At 68.1% G+C, this 16084-nt stretch carries 12 protein-coding genes; 7 read left to right on the forward strand and 5 right to left on the reverse strand.

Translation table 11 applies throughout. From position 1 onward, the window contains the following. Nucleotides 1-6: 6 nt before the first annotated feature. From glgX to ACWV14_RS13445, 3 genes are read left to right on the forward strand one after another with little or no spacing between them, the layout of a single operon-like run. Nucleotides 7-2169, forward strand: a complete 2163-nt coding sequence (glgX, locus tag ACWV14_RS13435) for a glycogen debranching protein GlgX (protein ID WP_454909067.1) — start codon at nt 7-9, stop codon at nt 2167-2169. After that, nucleotides 2166-4034, forward strand: coding sequence for a malto-oligosyltrehalose trehalohydrolase (gene treZ / locus ACWV14_RS13440; protein ID WP_454909068.1), 1869 nt, complete (start codon nt 2166-2168; stop codon nt 4032-4034). The genes glgX and treZ overlap by 4 nt, the downstream gene beginning before the upstream one ends. Further along, complete coding sequence (locus ACWV14_RS13445) at nt 4027-9222, forward strand: malto-oligosyltrehalose synthase (RefSeq protein WP_454909069.1); 5196 nt, start codon at nt 4027-4029, stop codon at nt 9220-9222. The genes treZ and ACWV14_RS13445 overlap by 8 nt, the downstream gene beginning before the upstream one ends. A gap of 92 nt (nt 9223-9314) precedes the next feature. On the opposite strand, the gene ACWV14_RS13450 is transcribed toward ACWV14_RS13445, so the two are convergent. Then, nucleotides 9315-10412 (reverse strand): IS5 family transposase, encoded by a 1098-nt coding sequence (locus tag ACWV14_RS13450; RefSeq protein ID WP_454908028.1) that lies wholly within the window; start codon nt 10410-10412, stop codon nt 9315-9317. A gap of 184 nt (nt 10413-10596) precedes the next feature. Between ACWV14_RS13450 and ACWV14_RS13455 the strand changes: the two genes are divergently transcribed. Beyond that, complete coding sequence (locus ACWV14_RS13455; RefSeq protein ID WP_454909070.1) at nt 10597-10923, forward strand: cell envelope biogenesis protein TolA; 327 nt, start codon at nt 10597-10599, stop codon at nt 10921-10923. A 22-nt stretch (nt 10924-10945) separates the two neighbouring features. On the opposite strand, the gene ACWV14_RS13460 is transcribed toward ACWV14_RS13455, so the two are convergent. Both ACWV14_RS13460 and ACWV14_RS13465 read right to left on the reverse strand, forming a co-directional pair. Next, a complete protein-coding gene (locus tag ACWV14_RS13460) occupies nt 10946-11152 on the reverse strand; it encodes a hypothetical protein (RefSeq protein ID WP_454909071.1) in 207 nt (68 codons plus the stop codon). A 71-nt stretch (nt 11153-11223) separates the two neighbouring features. Beyond that, on the reverse strand, nt 11224-11439 hold the full coding sequence (locus tag ACWV14_RS13465) for a hypothetical protein (RefSeq protein WP_454909072.1): 216 nt from the start codon (nt 11437-11439) through the stop codon (nt 11224-11226). Here ACWV14_RS13465 and ACWV14_RS13470 point away from each other — a divergent pair. The 3 genes from ACWV14_RS13470 (at nt 11426) to ACWV14_RS13480 (ending at nt 13431) form a co-directional block, all read left to right on the forward strand. Further along, on the forward strand, nt 11426-11701 hold the full coding sequence (locus tag ACWV14_RS13470; protein ID WP_422086119.1) for a hypothetical protein: 276 nt from the start codon (nt 11426-11428) through the stop codon (nt 11699-11701). The genes ACWV14_RS13465 and ACWV14_RS13470 overlap by 14 nt on opposite strands. 162 nt (nt 11702-11863) lie before the next feature. After that, nucleotides 11864-12184 carry a Tar ligand binding domain-containing protein gene (locus ACWV14_RS13475; RefSeq protein ID WP_455342656.1) on the forward strand — a complete coding sequence of 107 codons (321 nt, stop codon included), beginning with the start codon at nt 11864-11866 and terminating at the stop codon, nt 12182-12184. A gap of 8 nt (nt 12185-12192) precedes the next feature. Then, nucleotides 12193-13431: a methyl-accepting chemotaxis protein gene (locus ACWV14_RS13480; protein ID WP_455342657.1), complete on the forward strand. Its 1239-nt coding sequence runs from the start codon at nt 12193-12195 to the stop codon at nt 13429-13431. Here the strand turns inward: ACWV14_RS13480 and ACWV14_RS13485 are convergent. Then, nucleotides 13403-15244, reverse strand: coding sequence for an ABC transporter ATP-binding protein (locus ACWV14_RS13485; protein WP_454909074.1), 1842 nt, complete (start codon nt 15242-15244; stop codon nt 13403-13405). The two genes, ACWV14_RS13480 and ACWV14_RS13485, sit on opposite strands and share 29 nt — an antisense overlap. A gap of 13 nt (nt 15245-15257) precedes the next feature. Next, the gene (gene alkB, locus ACWV14_RS13490; protein WP_454909075.1) at nt 15258-15911 is read right to left on the reverse strand and encodes a DNA oxidative demethylase AlkB; all 654 of its coding nucleotides are present in this window, start codon (nt 15909-15911) and stop codon (nt 15258-15260) included. Nucleotides 15912-16084 lie beyond the last annotated feature (173 nt).

The raw sequence follows: 16084 nt of genomic DNA on the forward strand, positions 1-16084 counted from the left end.
ACCTGAATGACAAGAAAAACCAACCCGACCATCACCGCCGTCTGGCCCGGCCGCCCCTACCCGCGCGGCGCCACCTGGGACGGTGAGGGCGTCAATTTCGCGCTTTTCTCGCAGCATGCCGACAAGGTCGAGCTGTGCCTGTTCGACGAGCGCGGCCGCCATGAGCTGCAGCGCATCGTGCTGCGCGAGCGCACCGACGGCGTGTGGCACTGCTACCTCCCGGAGGCCCGGCCCGGCCAGGCCTACGGCTTTCGCGTGCACGGCGCCTACAAGCCGGAGGAGGGTCACCGCTTCAACCCGCACAAGCTGCTGGTCGACCCCTACGCCAAGGACCTGGTGGGCGAGCTGCGCTGGGGCGACGCGCTGTACGGATACACCGTGGGCAGCAAGCGCGAAGACCTTTCCTTCGACCGCCGCGACAGCGCGCCGCTGATGCCCAAGGGCCGCGTGCTCGAAACTGCCTTCACCTGGGGCGACGATCGCCGCCCCTCGGTGCCCTGGCAGGACATGGTGATCTACGAGATGCACGTGCGCGGCTTCACCATGACCCACCCCGACGTGCCGCCCGAGCTGCGCGGCACCTACGCCGGCCTGGCCAGCGCACCGGTGGTCGACTACCTCAAGCGCCTGGGCGTGACGACAGTCGAGCTGCTGCCGGTGCACAGCTTCCTCAACGACCGGCACCTGGCCGAAAAGGGCCTGCAGAACTACTGGGGCTACAACACGCTGGCCTTCTTCGCCCCCGAAATGCGCTACAGCGCCTCGGGCAAGGTGAAGGAGTTCAAGACCATGGTCAAGACGCTGCACTCCGCGGGCATCGAGGTGATCCTCGACGTGGTCTACAACCACACCTGCGAGGGCAACCAGCTCGGCCCGACGCTGTCGATGCGCGGCGTGGACAACGCCTCCTACTACATCGTGAACTCCGACAACCGGCGCTACTACGACGACTTCACCGGCTGCGGAAACACCGTGAACCTGGAGCATCCGCATGCGCTGCAACTGGTGATGGACTCGCTGCGCTACTGGGCCGAGGAAATGCACGTCGACGGCTTCCGCTTCGACCTGGCATCGGCGCTGGCGCGCGAGGCGGGCAAGGTGGAAAACCTCGGCGGCTTCTTCGACGCCATCCGGCAAGACCCCACGCTCAACCGCGTGAAGCTCATCGCCGAGCCGTGGGACCTGGGCCACGGCGGCTACCAGGTCGGCAACTTCCCGCTGGGCTGGGCCGAATGGAACGACCAGTACCGCGACGGCATGCGCGGCTTCTGGAAGGGCGACGGCGGGCTCGTCGGCGAAGTGGCCAAGCGCGTCACCGGCTCTGAAGACCTGTACGGCTGGTCGGGCAAGCAGCCCAGCGCGAGCATCAACTTCGTCACGGCGCACGACGGCTTCACGCTGCACGACCTGGTCTCCTACAACGACAAGCACAACGAGGCCAACGGCGAGGACAACCGCGACGGCAACAGCCACAACGTGTCGTGGAACTGCGGCGTCGAAGGCCCCACCGACGACCCCGAGGTGGTGAGCCTGCGCGAGCGCCAGAAGCGCAACCTGCTGGCCACGCTGCTGCTGTCGCAGGGCGTGCCGATGCTGCTGGCGGGCGACGAGCGAGGTCATACGCAGCAGGGCAACAACAACGTCTACTGCCAGGACAACGCGCTGGGCTGGCTCGACTGGACGCCCACGCCCGAGCGGCTGGCGCTGGTCACCTTCGTCGAGCGGATGATCGCGCTGCGCCGCGCGCATCCGTCGTTCCGGCGCCGCACCTTCTTCGCCGGCAAGCCGGCCGAGGGCGAGACCGTGACCGACGTCTATTGGCTCAAGCCCGACGGCGCCGAGATGCGCACGGAAGACTGGAACGACGCCAACGCACGCTGCATCGCGATGTACATCCCCGGCGGCGGCATTGCCGACCGCGGGCCGCGCGGCGAGCAGCAGCACGACGACGACTTCCTCATCCTGATGAACGCGCACCACGACGAGATCCAGTTCACGCTGCCGGCCATGCCGCACGGTGCATGGCGCCTGCTGGTCGACACCGCGAGCACCACGCCGCCGCCCACCACCGAGGATGCCGCCGCGCTGGCGCCCGCATGGTCGGAGCCGGCCTATCCGCTGCAATGCCGCTCGCTGGTGGTGCTGAGCCGGCCGGACGTGCGGCCATGAACCGCGCGCACCGCATGCCCTTCGGCGCCACCGTCCGCGACGGCGGCGGCGTGGCCTTCGCGCTGTGGGCCCCCTCGGCCGGCGACGTGCGGCTGGAGCACCGCCCGGTGGGCGGCGAGAACACCACGCACCCCATGACCCGGGACGCACAGGGCTGGCACACGCTCACGCTCCCCGAGGCGGCCCATGGCGACAGCTACCGCTTTCACCTGCCCGACGGCACCGCCGTGCCCGACCCGGCATCGCGCTTCAACCCCGAGGACGTGCATGGCCCCAGCGTGGTGATCGACCCGCGCCACCATCAATGGCGCGACGACGCCTGGCGCGGCCGCCCGTGGGAGGAAGCCGTGGTGTACGAGCTGCACATCGGCGCTTTTACCGCCGAGGGCACCTTCAACGCCGCGCGCGAACGGCTCGGCGACCTGGCCGAACTGGGCGTGACTGCCATCGAGCTGATGCCGCTCGCCGACTTTCCGGGGCGCCGCAACTGGGGCTACGACGGCGTGCTGCAGTTCGCGCCCGACGCCTCCTATGGCACGCCCGACGAGCTGAAGGCGCTGGTCGACGCGGCGCACGGGCTGGGGCTGATGGTGCTGCTCGACGTGGTCTACAACCACTTCGGGCCGGAGGGCAACTACCTGCACGCGTACTGCCCGGAATTCTTCAACCCCGCGCATCGCACGCCCTGGGGCTCGGCCATCAACTTCGACGGGCCCGGCGCGCGCACGGTGCGCGACTTCTTCATTCACAACGCGCTGTACTGGGTGGAGGAATATCGCTTCGACGGGCTGCGCATGGACGCGATCCACGCCATTCGCGACGACTCGCATCCGCACATCGTGCAGGAGATACGCGAGGCGCTGCAGGCCGGCCCGGGCCGCGAGCGTCACATCCACATCGTGCTGGAGAACGACGCCAACCAGGCCTCGATGCTCGCGCGCGACGGCCACGGCGTGCCGGTGGCGGGCACCGCGCAATGGAACGACGACCTGCACCACGCGGTGCATGTGCTGGCCACCGGCGAGCGCGACGGCTATTACGCCGACTACGCGGACGACCCCGTCTGCCGCTTCGCATGCGCACTGGCCGAAGGCTTCGTGTACCAGGGGCAGCCCTCGGCCTTTCGCAACGGCGAGCGTCGCGGCGAGCCCAGCACGCGGCTGCCGTCGCAGGCCTTCGTGTCTTTCCTGCAGACGCACGACCAGGTCGGCAATCGCGCCTTCGGCGAGCGCCTGCATGGGCTCGGCGACCCGGTGCTCACGCGCGCGGCCATGGCCTGCCTGCTGCTGTCGCCGCATGTGCCGATGCTGTTCATGGGGGACGAGTTCGCGGCGTCGACACCGTTCCTGTACTTTTGCGACTTCGGGCCTGAACTGGCAAAGGCAGTGTCGGACGGGCGGCGCTCCGAGTTCGGGGGCTTCGCGGCGTTCACGGACGAGGCGGCGCGTGCGCGCATTCCCGATCCGAATGCCGAATCGACCTTCCTGGCGTCCAAGCTGAACTGGCGCGAACGGGGCTCGCGCGCCCACTTCGCGCGATTCAGCGAGGTGCAGCAGTTGCTGGAGCTGCGCCACAGACTGATCGTGCCGCACCTGGCCGGCTCGACCGGCGCTGGCGTGTACCTCTGCGAGAACGGCACGCTGCGGGTGCACTGGGACCTGGGACCGCCGCAGGAGGGGCGCGAAGGGCGCACCGCAACGCGCTTGCACCTGCTCGCGCACTTGGGCGACGGGCCTGCCGCTGCGGCGGTGTCGCCGCCCGGAACGCTGGTCTACAGCAGCGGCGCGCAGCAGTCCGAGCCTGGCGCCTTGCTGCTCGAGCGCGGCGCGGTGCACGCAACGCTGGAGGACATGCGCGGTGGATGAGGTTTTTCACCATGACACGGCGGGCGTGCTGGCGGCGCTGTGCGAACACTTCGGCATTGCCACCGCCTACCACGACGCCTTCGGCACGCGCCGCCAGGCCACGACGCAGAGCATGCTCGCGCTGCTGGCGGAATTCGGCGTGCGCATCGACAGCGCGCAGGACGCCCGCCGCGCGCTCGATGCGGTGCATGCCAGGCGATGGACCGAAGCGATGCCTCCCGTGCTGGTGGTCGACGCATCGGCCGCCGAATGGAGCGTGCCGCTGCGCCTGCCGCTTGCCATGCGCTCGCTGCGCTGGCAACTCACCGACGAAGCCGGCCGCACACGGCAGGGCGAGGCCGATGCTTCCACGCTGCACGAGATCGCGCGCGCCGAGCGCGACGGCACCTGGCTGTGCGAACGCGTGCTGCCGATGGCGCTCGCGCTCGACGCGGGCTACCACCATCTGCGCATCGACGGGCTGGCCGGCGAGACGCTGGTGCTGGCCTCGCCGGGCCGCTGCTACCGGCCACCCGCGGTGCAGGGCGGCGGCCGCGTCTGGGGGCCGGCGGTGCAGCTGTACAGCCTGCGCTCGCAGCACAACTGGGGCATCGGCGACTTCAGCGACCTGGAAGATCTGGCGGCCCGCATGGCCGCGCAGGGTGCGGACATCGTCGGCGTGAACCCGCTGCATGCGCTGTTCACGGCCAATCCGGCGCATGCGAGCCCGTACAGCCCGTCGTCGCGCCAGCAGCTGAATGCGCTCTACATCGACGTCGAGGCGGTGGATGAATTCGCGCAGTGCGAGGCGGCGCGCAAGCTGGTCGATTCGCCAGCGTTCCAGGCGCGCCTGGCGGCGCTGCGGGCCGAACCGCTGGTGGACCATGCCGGCGTGGCATCGGCCAAGTTCGAAGTGCTGGCGCTGCTGTTCGCGCATTTCCGCGAACGCCACCTGCCGGAAGACGGCGCGCCGGATGAGGAAGGACTTGCGTTCCTGTCATTCGTCGCAGAGCGCGGCGAGGGGCTGCGGCAGCACGCGCTGTTCGAGACCCTGCATGCGCACTTTCTGGCGGCCGACCCCTCGATGTGGGGCTGGCCCGTGTGGCCCGCCGCGTACCGCGACCCCGATTCGGCCGAGGTCACCGCATTTGCCGTGCAGCATGCGCAGCGCCTGCAGTTCCACCAATACCTGCAATGGCAGGCCGCGCGGCAGCTGGCGCGGGCTGGCGAACGCTGCGCCGCACTGGGCATGGGCGTGGGCCTCTACGTGGACCTGGCGGTGTCGGTCGACCGTGCCGGCTCGGACGCCTGGACGGCACAGTCGGTGTTCGCCGGCGGCGCCAGCATCGGCGCGCCGCCGGACGAGTTCAACCCCGCGGGCCAGAACTGGGGCCTGCCGCCGCTGCGCCCCGACCGGCTGCGCGCCGACGGCCACCGCTTCTTCATACAGACGCTGCGCGCGAGCATGCACGGCGCGGGCGCCTTGCGCATCGATCACGTCATGGGGCTGATGCGCCTGTTCTGGATACCGCCGGGCCGCGGCGCGCACGACGGCGCGTATGTGTACTACCCGCTGGACGAACTGCTTGCCATCGTCGCCATCGAGAGCCATCGGCACCGCTGCATGGTGATCGGCGAAGACCTGGGCACGGTGGAAGACGCGGTGCGCGAGGCGCTGGGCAAGGCCGACGTGCTGTCTTACCGCCTGCTGTACTTCGAGCGGCTCGACCGGCACCAGGGCAGCGGCTTCAAGCCGCCGGCCGCCTATCCGCCGGCCGCATTGGTGGCCGTGAGCACGCACGACCTCGCGACCTTCGCCGGCTGGTGGGCCGGGCATGACCTGCGCACCCGCCTGGCGCTGGGCCTGTTTCCCGACGAGCGCGTCTTCGACAAGCAACTGCTCGACCGCGCACAGGAGCGCATCGAGCTGATGCTGGCCGTGCAGCAGGCCGGCCTGCTGTCGCGGGAAGAGATTGCCGAGGCCGCGGGCCTCGCGCTGCCCACGGCGCGTGTGGTGGAGGCGGTGCATACCTGGCTCGCGAAGACGCCGTCGGCGCTGATGATGGTGCAGCTCGAAGACGTGGCGGGCGTGGTCGAGCAGGCCAACATGCCCGGCACGGTGAACGAGCAACCGAACTGGCGGCGCAAGCTGCCGGTGCCGCTGCATGCGCTGGCCACGGGCGAGCGCATGCAGGGGCTGGCTGCGCAACTGCGCGCGGCACGCCCCGCGAGCCGCCCGGATGTGCCGCAGGACGCGCCGCAAGACCTGCGCGCCCGCGTGCCGCGCGCCACCTACCGGCTGCAGTTCCACAAGGACTTCGGCTTCGACGACGCGGTGCGCGTGCTGCCGTACCTCGCGCAACTGGGCGTGAGCCATGTCTACTGCTCGCCGATCCAGCGCGCCCGCGCAGGCAGCATGCACGGCTACGACGTGGTGGCGCACGACGAAATCAACCCCGAGCTGGGCGGCGAAGAAGGTTTCGCGCGCTTCGTCGCGGCGCTCAAGGCCCACGGCATGGGCCAGCTGCTCGACATGGTGCCCAACCACATGGGCGTGTTCGGCGCCGACAACGCATGGTGGATGGACGTGCTGGAGAACGGCCCGGCCTCGCTCTACGCGCAGCACTTCGACATCGACTGGCAGCCGCTGAACGTCGAGCTGACGGGCAAGGTGCTGCTGCCGGTGCTGGGCGGGCACTACGGCGAGGTGCTGGGCAGCGGCGAACTGGCGCTGCGCTTCGAGGCGGAAGAGGGCGCCTTTGCGATCGGCTATTTCGGCCATCGGTTTCCGCTTGCGCCCGAGAGCTATCCCACCGTGCTGGCGCGAGCCCTCGTGCAGCTCGACGAATCCGCCGACGACGCGGCGGCTCTCGCGAGCATCGCCACCGCCTTCGGCCACCTTCCAGGGCGGCAGGCGGCGCAGCCGCAGTTGCGCACGGAGCGCGCGCGCGACAAAGAACTGCTGAAGGCCCGCCTCGCACGCCTCGCACAACGCCACCCTTCGGTCGCGAAGGCGGTGGCGACGGCAGTGGCCGAGCTGAACCTGTCCACACCCGACGCGCGCGACGCGATGCATGCGCTGATCGAGGCCCAGGCCTACCGGCTCGCCTACTGGCGGGTGGCCTCGGACGAGATCAACTACCGCCGCTTCTTCGACATCAACGACCTCGCGGCCGTGCGCATGGAGCGCGACGACGTGTTCGAGGCGACGCAGTCCTTCGCGCTCGACCTCGCGGCTGCGGGCACGGTGGACGGGTTGCGCATCGACCACCCCGACGGCCTCTACGACCCCGCGCGCTACTTCGAGAAGCTGCAGCAGGGCTATGCGCGGCGCGCGGGGCTTTCGCTGCCCGCGCACGACGCGCAAGGCAGGCCGGCGCGGCCGCTCTACGTGGTGGCCGAGAAAATCGCGGCGGGCAACGAGGAAGTGCCAGAGAGCTGGCATGTGCACGGCACCACCGGCTACCGCTTCGCGAATGTGGCCAACGGCGTGCTGGTCGATACATCGGCGGCCGAGACCATCGGCCATGCGTGGCGCCGCTTCACCGGCGAGCCGCAGGGCTTTCATGCGCTCTCGCAGGCCGGGCGGCGCGAGGTGATGCGCAACGCGCTGTCGTCGGAACTCAACGTGCTGTCCAGCGAATTGCTGCGCATTGCGCGGGCCGACCGCGCCACGCGCGACTACACGCTCAATGCGCTGCGCCGCGCGCTGGCCGACGTGGCGGCGAACATGCCGGTCTACCGCACCTACATCGTCGAGAAACCCTCGGCGCAGGACGAACGCTTCATCGACGAAGCCACACAGGCGGCCGAGCGCCAGAGCGGCGATGCCGACCGCTCGGTCTTCGCCTTCGTGCGCGGCGCGCTGCGCGGCGAGGCCGTGGCGGGCGCGCCGCGCGAGCTGGCCGAGCGGGTTCGGCGCTTTGCCGTGCGCTTCCAGCAGTTCAGCGCGCCGGTCACGGCCAAGGGCGTGGAAGACACGGCGTTCTATCGCTTCTTTCCGTTGAGTTCGCTCAACGAGGTGGGCGGCGAGCCCGACCGCTTCGGCTTCGAGGTGGACGAGTTCCATGCGCTCAGCGCCGACCGCGCGCTGCGCTGGCCGCACACCATGCTCGCCACGTCGACGCATGACAACAAGCGCTCCGAAGACGTGCGCAACCGCATCGACGTGCTCTCCGAAATGCCCAACGACTGGGTGCTGGCGCTGACCCGCTGGCACGGCATGTGCCGCGACACGCGGCGCAAGCTGGAGACAGACGACGCGCCGTCGCGCGCTGACGAATACCTTTTCTACCAGACGCTGCTGGGCACGCTGCCGGCAGGCGGCCTCGATGCGGCCGACGCGCCGGCCTACGCCGACCGGCTCTGCCAGTACATGCAGAAGGCAGCGCGCGAAGCCAAGCTGCGCACGCGCTGGACCCAGCCCGACGCCACCTACGAGGCCGCGCTCGAAGGCTTCGTGCGCGGCGTGATCGGCAACATGGAAGAGGGCGGCTGCCTGGCGGACATCCAGCTCCTGGCGGACCGGCTTGCCTGGTTCGGCGCGTGGAACGGATTGACGCTCACGCTGCTGAAGTACGCCTCGCCGGGCGTGCCCGATCTCTACCAGGGCAGCGAGCTGATCGAGCTGAGCCTGGTCGATCCGGACAACCGCCGGCCTGTGGATTACGCGGCGCGGCAGCAGCGGCTCGACGAACTGCAGGCCATGGCAGCCGATGCGCCGGGGCTCGCCGCGCGAGTGCGCGCGCTGGCTGCGTCACCGCATGACGGGCGCGCGAAGCTGTGGTTCATATGGAGGATGCTGTCGCTGCGGCGCGAGCATGCCGAGCTTTTTCGTGACGGCGGGTACGAAGGGCTGGCGGTGGAGGGCGCGTTGTCGCGCCATGTGGTGGCCTTCGTGCGGCGGCATGGAGACGAGATGCTGGTGGTTGTCGCGGGGCGGCTCTTCGTCGGGCTGTCGTCCGGCAATGGCACCGTGCCTTCGTTGCCTCAGGCCGGCATCTGGAGCGACACGGCGGTGCAGCTGCCGGCGGAACTCGAAGGCGCGCGGCTGCAGAACCTGCTGACCGGCGAAACGCTGCACGCGGGCAAAGATGCATCGCTGCCACTGGCCCAGGCGTTCGGCAGCATCCCGTGGGCTGCGTACAAGGTGAGCACTCCTAACAGGCTGCTGAAGTACCAAGCGCGCCGAAGTCATCCTGCGCACTGACGACGGCGGTTGTGGGGTTTCGACGTTCCGGGGGTGCGCTTTCCTCGCTGTTTTCCCCGCTTCGACGCTCGTTTGGGGCGCTCTCTGACCCTCTACGGGGTCAGCGGACGGACTTCTGCCAGGGTCCGCATACGCACCAAGTTGTAGGCGGCCATCGTCAGCACGAACAGTTGGTCGACCTTCTTCATGCCGCGTACCATCACCTGCCGGATGGGGCCAACGAACTTGGCCCAGCCGAAGCCTTGCTCGATGAGCTTTCGCTTGCGTTGCGAGATCGCATAGCCCTCGCTCTGGGCGATCTCGTCGGCTACCGCCGAGCGTCGTCCCGATTTGTTCTGTGCCACATGCGGCGTGACCTTCATTTGCTTGAGTGCCTCGATGAACTCAACCGCGTCATAGCCCTTGTCGGCGCCGAGCGTGACCTCGGTATCCGCACTTGGCGTGGCCTGACGAGCGTCCCTGATCATGACCTTAGCCGCCTCGCGTTCGGCAAAGCCGTCGGCCGACGTGACCATCGCGTTGACAACCAGACCGTGACGGTTATCGGTGAGCGTGTGCCCCATGTAGCGCAGCTCGCTGGCCGTCTTGCCCTTGCGGTACAGCTTTGAATCGGGATCGGTCTTCGACTCGTGCGTCTCGTTGCTGCGCCGCTGTCCCTTGAAGTCCCCACCACTGCCGGTATCGTCGTCACCACCCTTTCGCACGAAGCTCTTGTGTCCGGCCCAGGCCTGGATCAGCGTGCCGTCGACGCTGAAGTGTTCACCCGACAACAAGTCCCTGGTCTCGGCCGTCTCCAGCACTTCGTTGAAGAACGCGACCACCGCATCGTGTTCGATCAGGCGCTGGCGATTCTTGCTGAACACCGTCGGCACCCACACCGGGTCATCCATCGCCAGGCCGATGAACCAGCGAAGCAGCATGTTGTATTGCGTCTGCTCCATGAGTTGGCGCTCCGAGCGGATGCTGAACAGGATTTGCAGCAGCATGGCTCGCAGCAGCTTCTCCGGCGCGATGCTTGGGCGTCCGCCCTTGACGTCAGCCTCGTACATCCGAGAGAACAACGCGTCCATCTTGGCCAACGCCTCATTGACCATCACCCGGATGCGGCGCAGCGGGTGATCGGCGGGAACAAAATCGTCCAGCCGTCGCATGGTGAACAAGCCTTCGGTGAATGAGTCTGGGCCGCGCATCGGGTTGGGCTGTTGTGGGGCTACAAAAACAACGCGCAAGCAATCTTCATGCGGGGCTGACGGGCTAGATATTTCAGCAGCCTGCTAAGCATGCGAGCCGGACTCCTACATGAGCGGCGGCCGGCGCCCCCGAATCTCCTGCGTTGATGGCCCTTTCCGGGCTTTTTTATCCAGGAGATCCCCGATGACGAAATCTTTATCCGTGCTTTCCGTGCTGATGGCGGGCTTGATTGCAACCGTGGCGCACGCCCAGTCGAATCCGCCCGGCGCGGCCGTGCCACCCAACTCTCCCGGCTATGCCACGGGCAAGCCGGAAATGGCCGGCGAAGCGCGCAAGGACCGCCGGCCGCAGAAGGGTGTCGCACCCGCTGCCGGTGATGAAGCGAAGACGCCTGAAGGCGGCGCCATTGGCACAGACCGCGCGGCAAAGGCCGGCGAGCGTCGTGCAGAGACGCGCGATGCACGCCGCCCGGGCAAGCCCGTGCCGGTGCCGGGCGGTACGCCGAAATAAGGCAGCCTGAGGCCTTCGGGCCTCAGTGCTGCCCGGGTCCCGCGCGCTCGCGGATCTCGCTGCGCAGCGCGCGTTGGCCAGCCGACAGCGCGGTCTCGTAGCTGTCTTCGGCGTCGAATGCGCGTCGCAGCAGGCGAGGGCTCTGGCCCTTGTCGTCGGTTTCGAGCAGTTGCCAGACATAGGCTCCCGGCAGCGGCTCTTCGATGGTGAGTTCGATAGGGTGGGTCATTGAATCACCATGAACCCGCTCCAGCGGCCTGTCTGTAGGCCGAGTTCCACGGGCGGGTGGCGCATGCGGGGTCAGGTTTCTTCTGTCTTGAAGAGACCGCGCACGTTGAGTGCCGCCAAGCCGACCTGCAACGCGATCAGCCCCCAGGCATCGGTGTGTACACCCCACGCCAGCCGACGCATGGTGTGGGCCGGTTCCCACGCACACGGCCGGGCACGCACCGCACATTCGAAATCAGCCAGGAATTTCAACGAACACACAGGAGCAACCAACATGGAATCCAGCATCCCACCCGTCGTCGAGGAACGCCTCGTCACCTTCACCTACCTGGGCCGATTCTTTCTTTGCCGTGCCGAACGGCTGGACAACCAGACCTACAGGCCCGTGGTGGTCTGCCGCGGCCGCGCCGCGGACCAGCCCGATGTCGAATTGCCTCCGGATACCGACAACGTTTCCTATGCCACCGAGGCCGAGGCGCTGCGCCACGCGGAGCAGCAGGCGATGCGCTGGGTGCACGACCGCACGGGCGACGGACAGGGCCAGCTCTGACAGAGAGCCCGGGCACGCACGCAATCAGATAGACAGCACTCTGCGTTGGAGCTCATCCGGGCACCTGACATATGTCCGGTGTTGCGAGGCTCCAAGGCGCCGATAGCAAAAGGCCGGCTGGAGTCGGCGCTCGGGGCTGTTCTTTTTCTGATTGTGGGTTCTATGAAATTTCTAGCGAAGCTTGGCATCGCCACGCGTCTCTATTGCGTCCTTGCCATCTTGGTGGCCAGCCTCACTTGGCTTGCCAGTGTTTCGTGGCGCGAGCTGTCCCGTGTCAGCGACCTTGCCGCCGCCACGGAAGATCTGCGCGTGCCGCAGTTGCAACGCATTGCCGCCATAGAGCTCAACGTGATTCGCGCGTCGCTGCAGATCAGGCACGCAATGCTCGTGAAGTCGCCCAGGATCTTCAAGCCACATTGGCTGATATCACGGAAAGGCGCCGGCTCATTCAGAAAAGCGCTTCGGACTTTCGCGCGGGCCTAACCGATCCCGTGGAACAGAACGACTTCAAGGAGTTCGAGAAACTGGCGGGCGAATTCTGGCCGATTGCCGACACGAACGTCGCACTGGCTCAGCGCGCAGAAATGGATGCGGCTTTCAACCAGCTCGTGCAGGAGACCATTCCTGCCCGCAACCGTCTGCTGGTGTGGCTCGATGGTGCCAAGAAGCGGCAGAGCGAAGCACTGAAAACGGAATTGGCTGCAATACGCACCAACGCGGATCAGACACGGCTGCAGCTTGTGGCGCTGGTCGCCGCCGTGGCCACTGGCCTGATGTTGTTCTTCTGGCACATAGTCAGACTGGTCCGCCGACGCATCGCTGCCGCACAAGCCATCGCCAATCGCGTGAGCCGGGGCGACCTCACGCTGGCCATCGTCGATAGCCATCGCGACGAGTTCACGCCTCTTGTCGATGCCCTCGCGGACATGCAGGAAAACCTGGTGCGCATCGTGAGCGGTGTGCGGCAGGGCACGGAAGCCATGCTGTCGGCTTCCTCCCAGATTGCAACCGGCAATCAGGATCTCTCGGTCCGGACCGAGCAACAGGCAAGCTCTCTTCAGCAGACGGCAGCCTCGATGGACCAGCTTACTTCTACGGTACGGCAGAACGCGACGAGTGCCATGCAGGCGAATCGGCTCGCAGTCTCGGCATCCGATGTGGCCGGCCGCGGGGGCAGCGTCGTGAACCAGGTCGTCCACACCATGGGATCGATCAATGAGGCCTCCGGCAAGATCGTGGAGATCGTCGGGGTCATTGAAGGGATCGCTTTTCAGACGAACATTCTGGCGCTCAACGCGGCCGTGGAGGCCGCGCGAGCGGGAGAGAAGGGGCGTGGCTTTGCCGTGGTGGCGGCAGAGGTGCGCAATCTCGCGCAACGGTCTTCTGCCGCCGCGAAGGAGGTCAAGAGCCTCATCGACGATTCGGTCAGCCAGGTCAAGGCCGGCACGCGCCATGCGGCGGAGGCCGGGGCAGCCATGAAGGAGATCGTGAGCGGCGTGCTCCGCGTGACCAGCATCATTGGCGAGATCACGAACGCCAGCCACGAGCAGACTACCGGCATCGAGCACATGAACCTCGCACTTGCTCAGATAGAGGGGACCACGCAGCAGAATGCCTCGCTGGTAGAGCAGGCCGCCGCAGCCTCAAGCGCTCTGCAAGATCAGGCGAGCAGGTTGATGCAGGAGGTCGACGTGTTCAGGCTCACGGAGCCGCGGGCCCGGGCGTGTTAGTGCTAATGGCGGCGAGGCCTTGCCGCCCCAGCACCGCATCCCGCGGCCCATAGTCGACCACGTGCCCGGCTTCCATCAGCACCACCGTATCGAATCGCTCCAGCAGGCTCAGCCGGTGGATCGACGCCACCACGCAGGCATCCGGAAACGCACCGGCGATGCGCTCCAGCACGCGCGCCTCGGTCCCGGCATCGAGCGCGCTCGTCGGTTCGTCGAGCAGCAGCAATGAGCTGCCCTGCGCGGCCAGCACGCCGCGCGCCAGGCACAGCCGCTGCCTCTGTCCGCCTGAAAGATTGAAGCCCCGCTCCGACACGGCGGTGTCGAGGTCGCCGTGGTTCGCCCTCAGCACTTCGTCGAAGGTGCTGGTGTGCAGCGCGGTCAGCAGCAGCGCATCGTCGCGCGGCTGGCCGAAGGCGAGGTTCTCGCGCACGCTGGCTTCGAAGAGCTCAGTCTCCTGGGGGATGAGCGTCGCGAGACGACGCAGCTGCGTCCAGTCGACGGGTTTTCCGTCGAGCGACAGGGTGCCGCTGTCCGGTGGATACAGCCCGGCCAGCACGCGCAGCAAGGTGCTCTTGCCGCCGCCGCTCGGCCCGACCAGCGCGACCCGCTGGCCTCGGCGCAGGCTGAGCTTCACGTCGTGCAGGCCGCTGCTGCGCGTCACGGGCTCAGCTGGCTCAGCCTGAGGCTCCCCGCGCGCCGCATAGCGCCATTGCAGCCCGTCGACGTCCAGTCGGCTCCACACCGCCGATGCATCGATGCGCTCGCGCTCCGGCACCTGTTCGGGCACGCTCGCGGCCACGTCGCCCGAGGGGGCCTGCCAGATCGGCTCCGCGCTGCTGTAGTCCGTGTGCATGCGCGCGAAGAAGCTGAAGTTCGCGGCCACCGAGGTGACGACGCCGGCCGCCTGCTGCGCGTACTGGTAGATCATGAACACGGCCCCCAGCATCACGGCCTGCCCGGGTGCGCGTGCCTGCCACACGTACACCACGACCAGCCCCCAGGTCAGCGCCAGCCCCATCAGGTCGACCGCGAACCACTTGCCTTCGTTGAGCACCACGGTGCGCTTCAGCGGCAGCGATATCGCGGCCATGCGCCTGCGCAGCAGCAGGCGTGAAGCCCCCTGCAGCCGCAGGCCGATGACGGTCGACGCATTGCCCAGGAAGTCGAGCAGCGCGGCCACATACCGGCGGTCGGCGTCGTTCTCGGCGCGCGCCAGTTTCATCAGCGCTCGGTCGATGCGCACGATGACGAGGCCTATCAGCACATAGCCCGCGAGCGCGGTCACGCCGCTGGTGCGCGACAGCAGCGCCAGCGCAACCAGCGGTCCGACGAAGTTGACGGCATTGGTGAGCCAGATGAACTGGTTCTGCGCAAAGTCCGACAGCGCGCGGCTGGCCTGGTGCACGCGGTGCTGCAGCTCGCCCGAGTGGTGGCCGTCGTGCCAGGCGAGCGGTGCGGCGGCGATGCGCGCATAGAGCTGGTCGGCCAGCGTCTCGCGCACCCGCATGCCCACGTTGCGCTCGAGAATGCGCCCCGGCCCGTGCAGCGCCCATGCACCCACGTACACGCCGGCCAGCGCGGCGATCCAGCGGCCGGCGCCGTTCAGCTCTCCGCGCTGAAGGGCGTTGATGGCCTGCCCGGCAAGGTAGGGCAGCGCGAGGCGTATGAGCTGCGACATGGCAAGCAGCACCGTGGCGCCCAGCAGCTGCGCACGCGCGCCGGCGGCGAAGTGCCAGAGGGCCGCATAAAGCTCGCGGATCGCGTTGCCGGGGCTGTTGCTCTTCTTCGTGTCGGTGGTCGTGGTCGCCTGCATGCGTGTCAGTCAGTCAGCCCGCCTTGCGGAATGTGAGGTTGATGCGCTGCGCACCCAGCAGCGAGTGTGGCGCTTCTTTGAGCGGCAGCACGCCGTGGTAGCGCAGCCGGTCTTCCCCGCCCCAGACGACGACGTCTCCGTGGACGAGCGGCACGCGCACGGCCTTGTCGCCGCGCGCGAGGCCGCCGAACAGGAACACGGCCGGCATACCGAGCGACACCGACACGATGGGCGCGCCGTAGTCATGCTCGTCCTTGTCCTGGTGCAGCGACAGCCGCGCGCCTGGCGCGTAGCGGTTGACGAGGCAGGCGTCGGGCACGAAGCCGTCGAAGCCGGCCGCGGCGGCGGCCTCGCGCGCGAGTCGGGTGAAGGGCTCCGGCATCGCGGGCCACGGCAGCCCGCTGGCGGGGTCGGTGGGGCTGTAGCGGTAGCCGCGCCGGTCGCTGGTCCAGCCCAGCGTGCCGCAGTTGGTCAGCGCGACGGACATGGTGAAGCCGCCCGGCGTGACGAGATGGCGGAACGGCGCGCGCTCTTCCACGGCGTGGATCGCGGGCAGCAATTCATCGACGAAAGGCAGCGCAAAGCCGGGCAGCACGAAGGCGCCGGGGCCGAGCGGTTCGCGCGCCTGGCGCGGCGGGTCGTCGAACAGGGCGAGCATCGTCGTCATGCCGCCCATTCTCGCCAGCACGGCGTGCGGCGCTTGCAGGCAGGTGCCTTGCATTCAACTTGTCACAAATCGCCACTAGCATCCGCTCGGCAAAAAGTAGTACGTCCTTGGCGGTTCTCGCCACTGGCAATTTCCATTTCGTGACAGGACCCGGCATGTTTCGCGTTGCTCGG

It is taken from the genome of Variovorax durovernensis, from assembly GCF_977011995.1.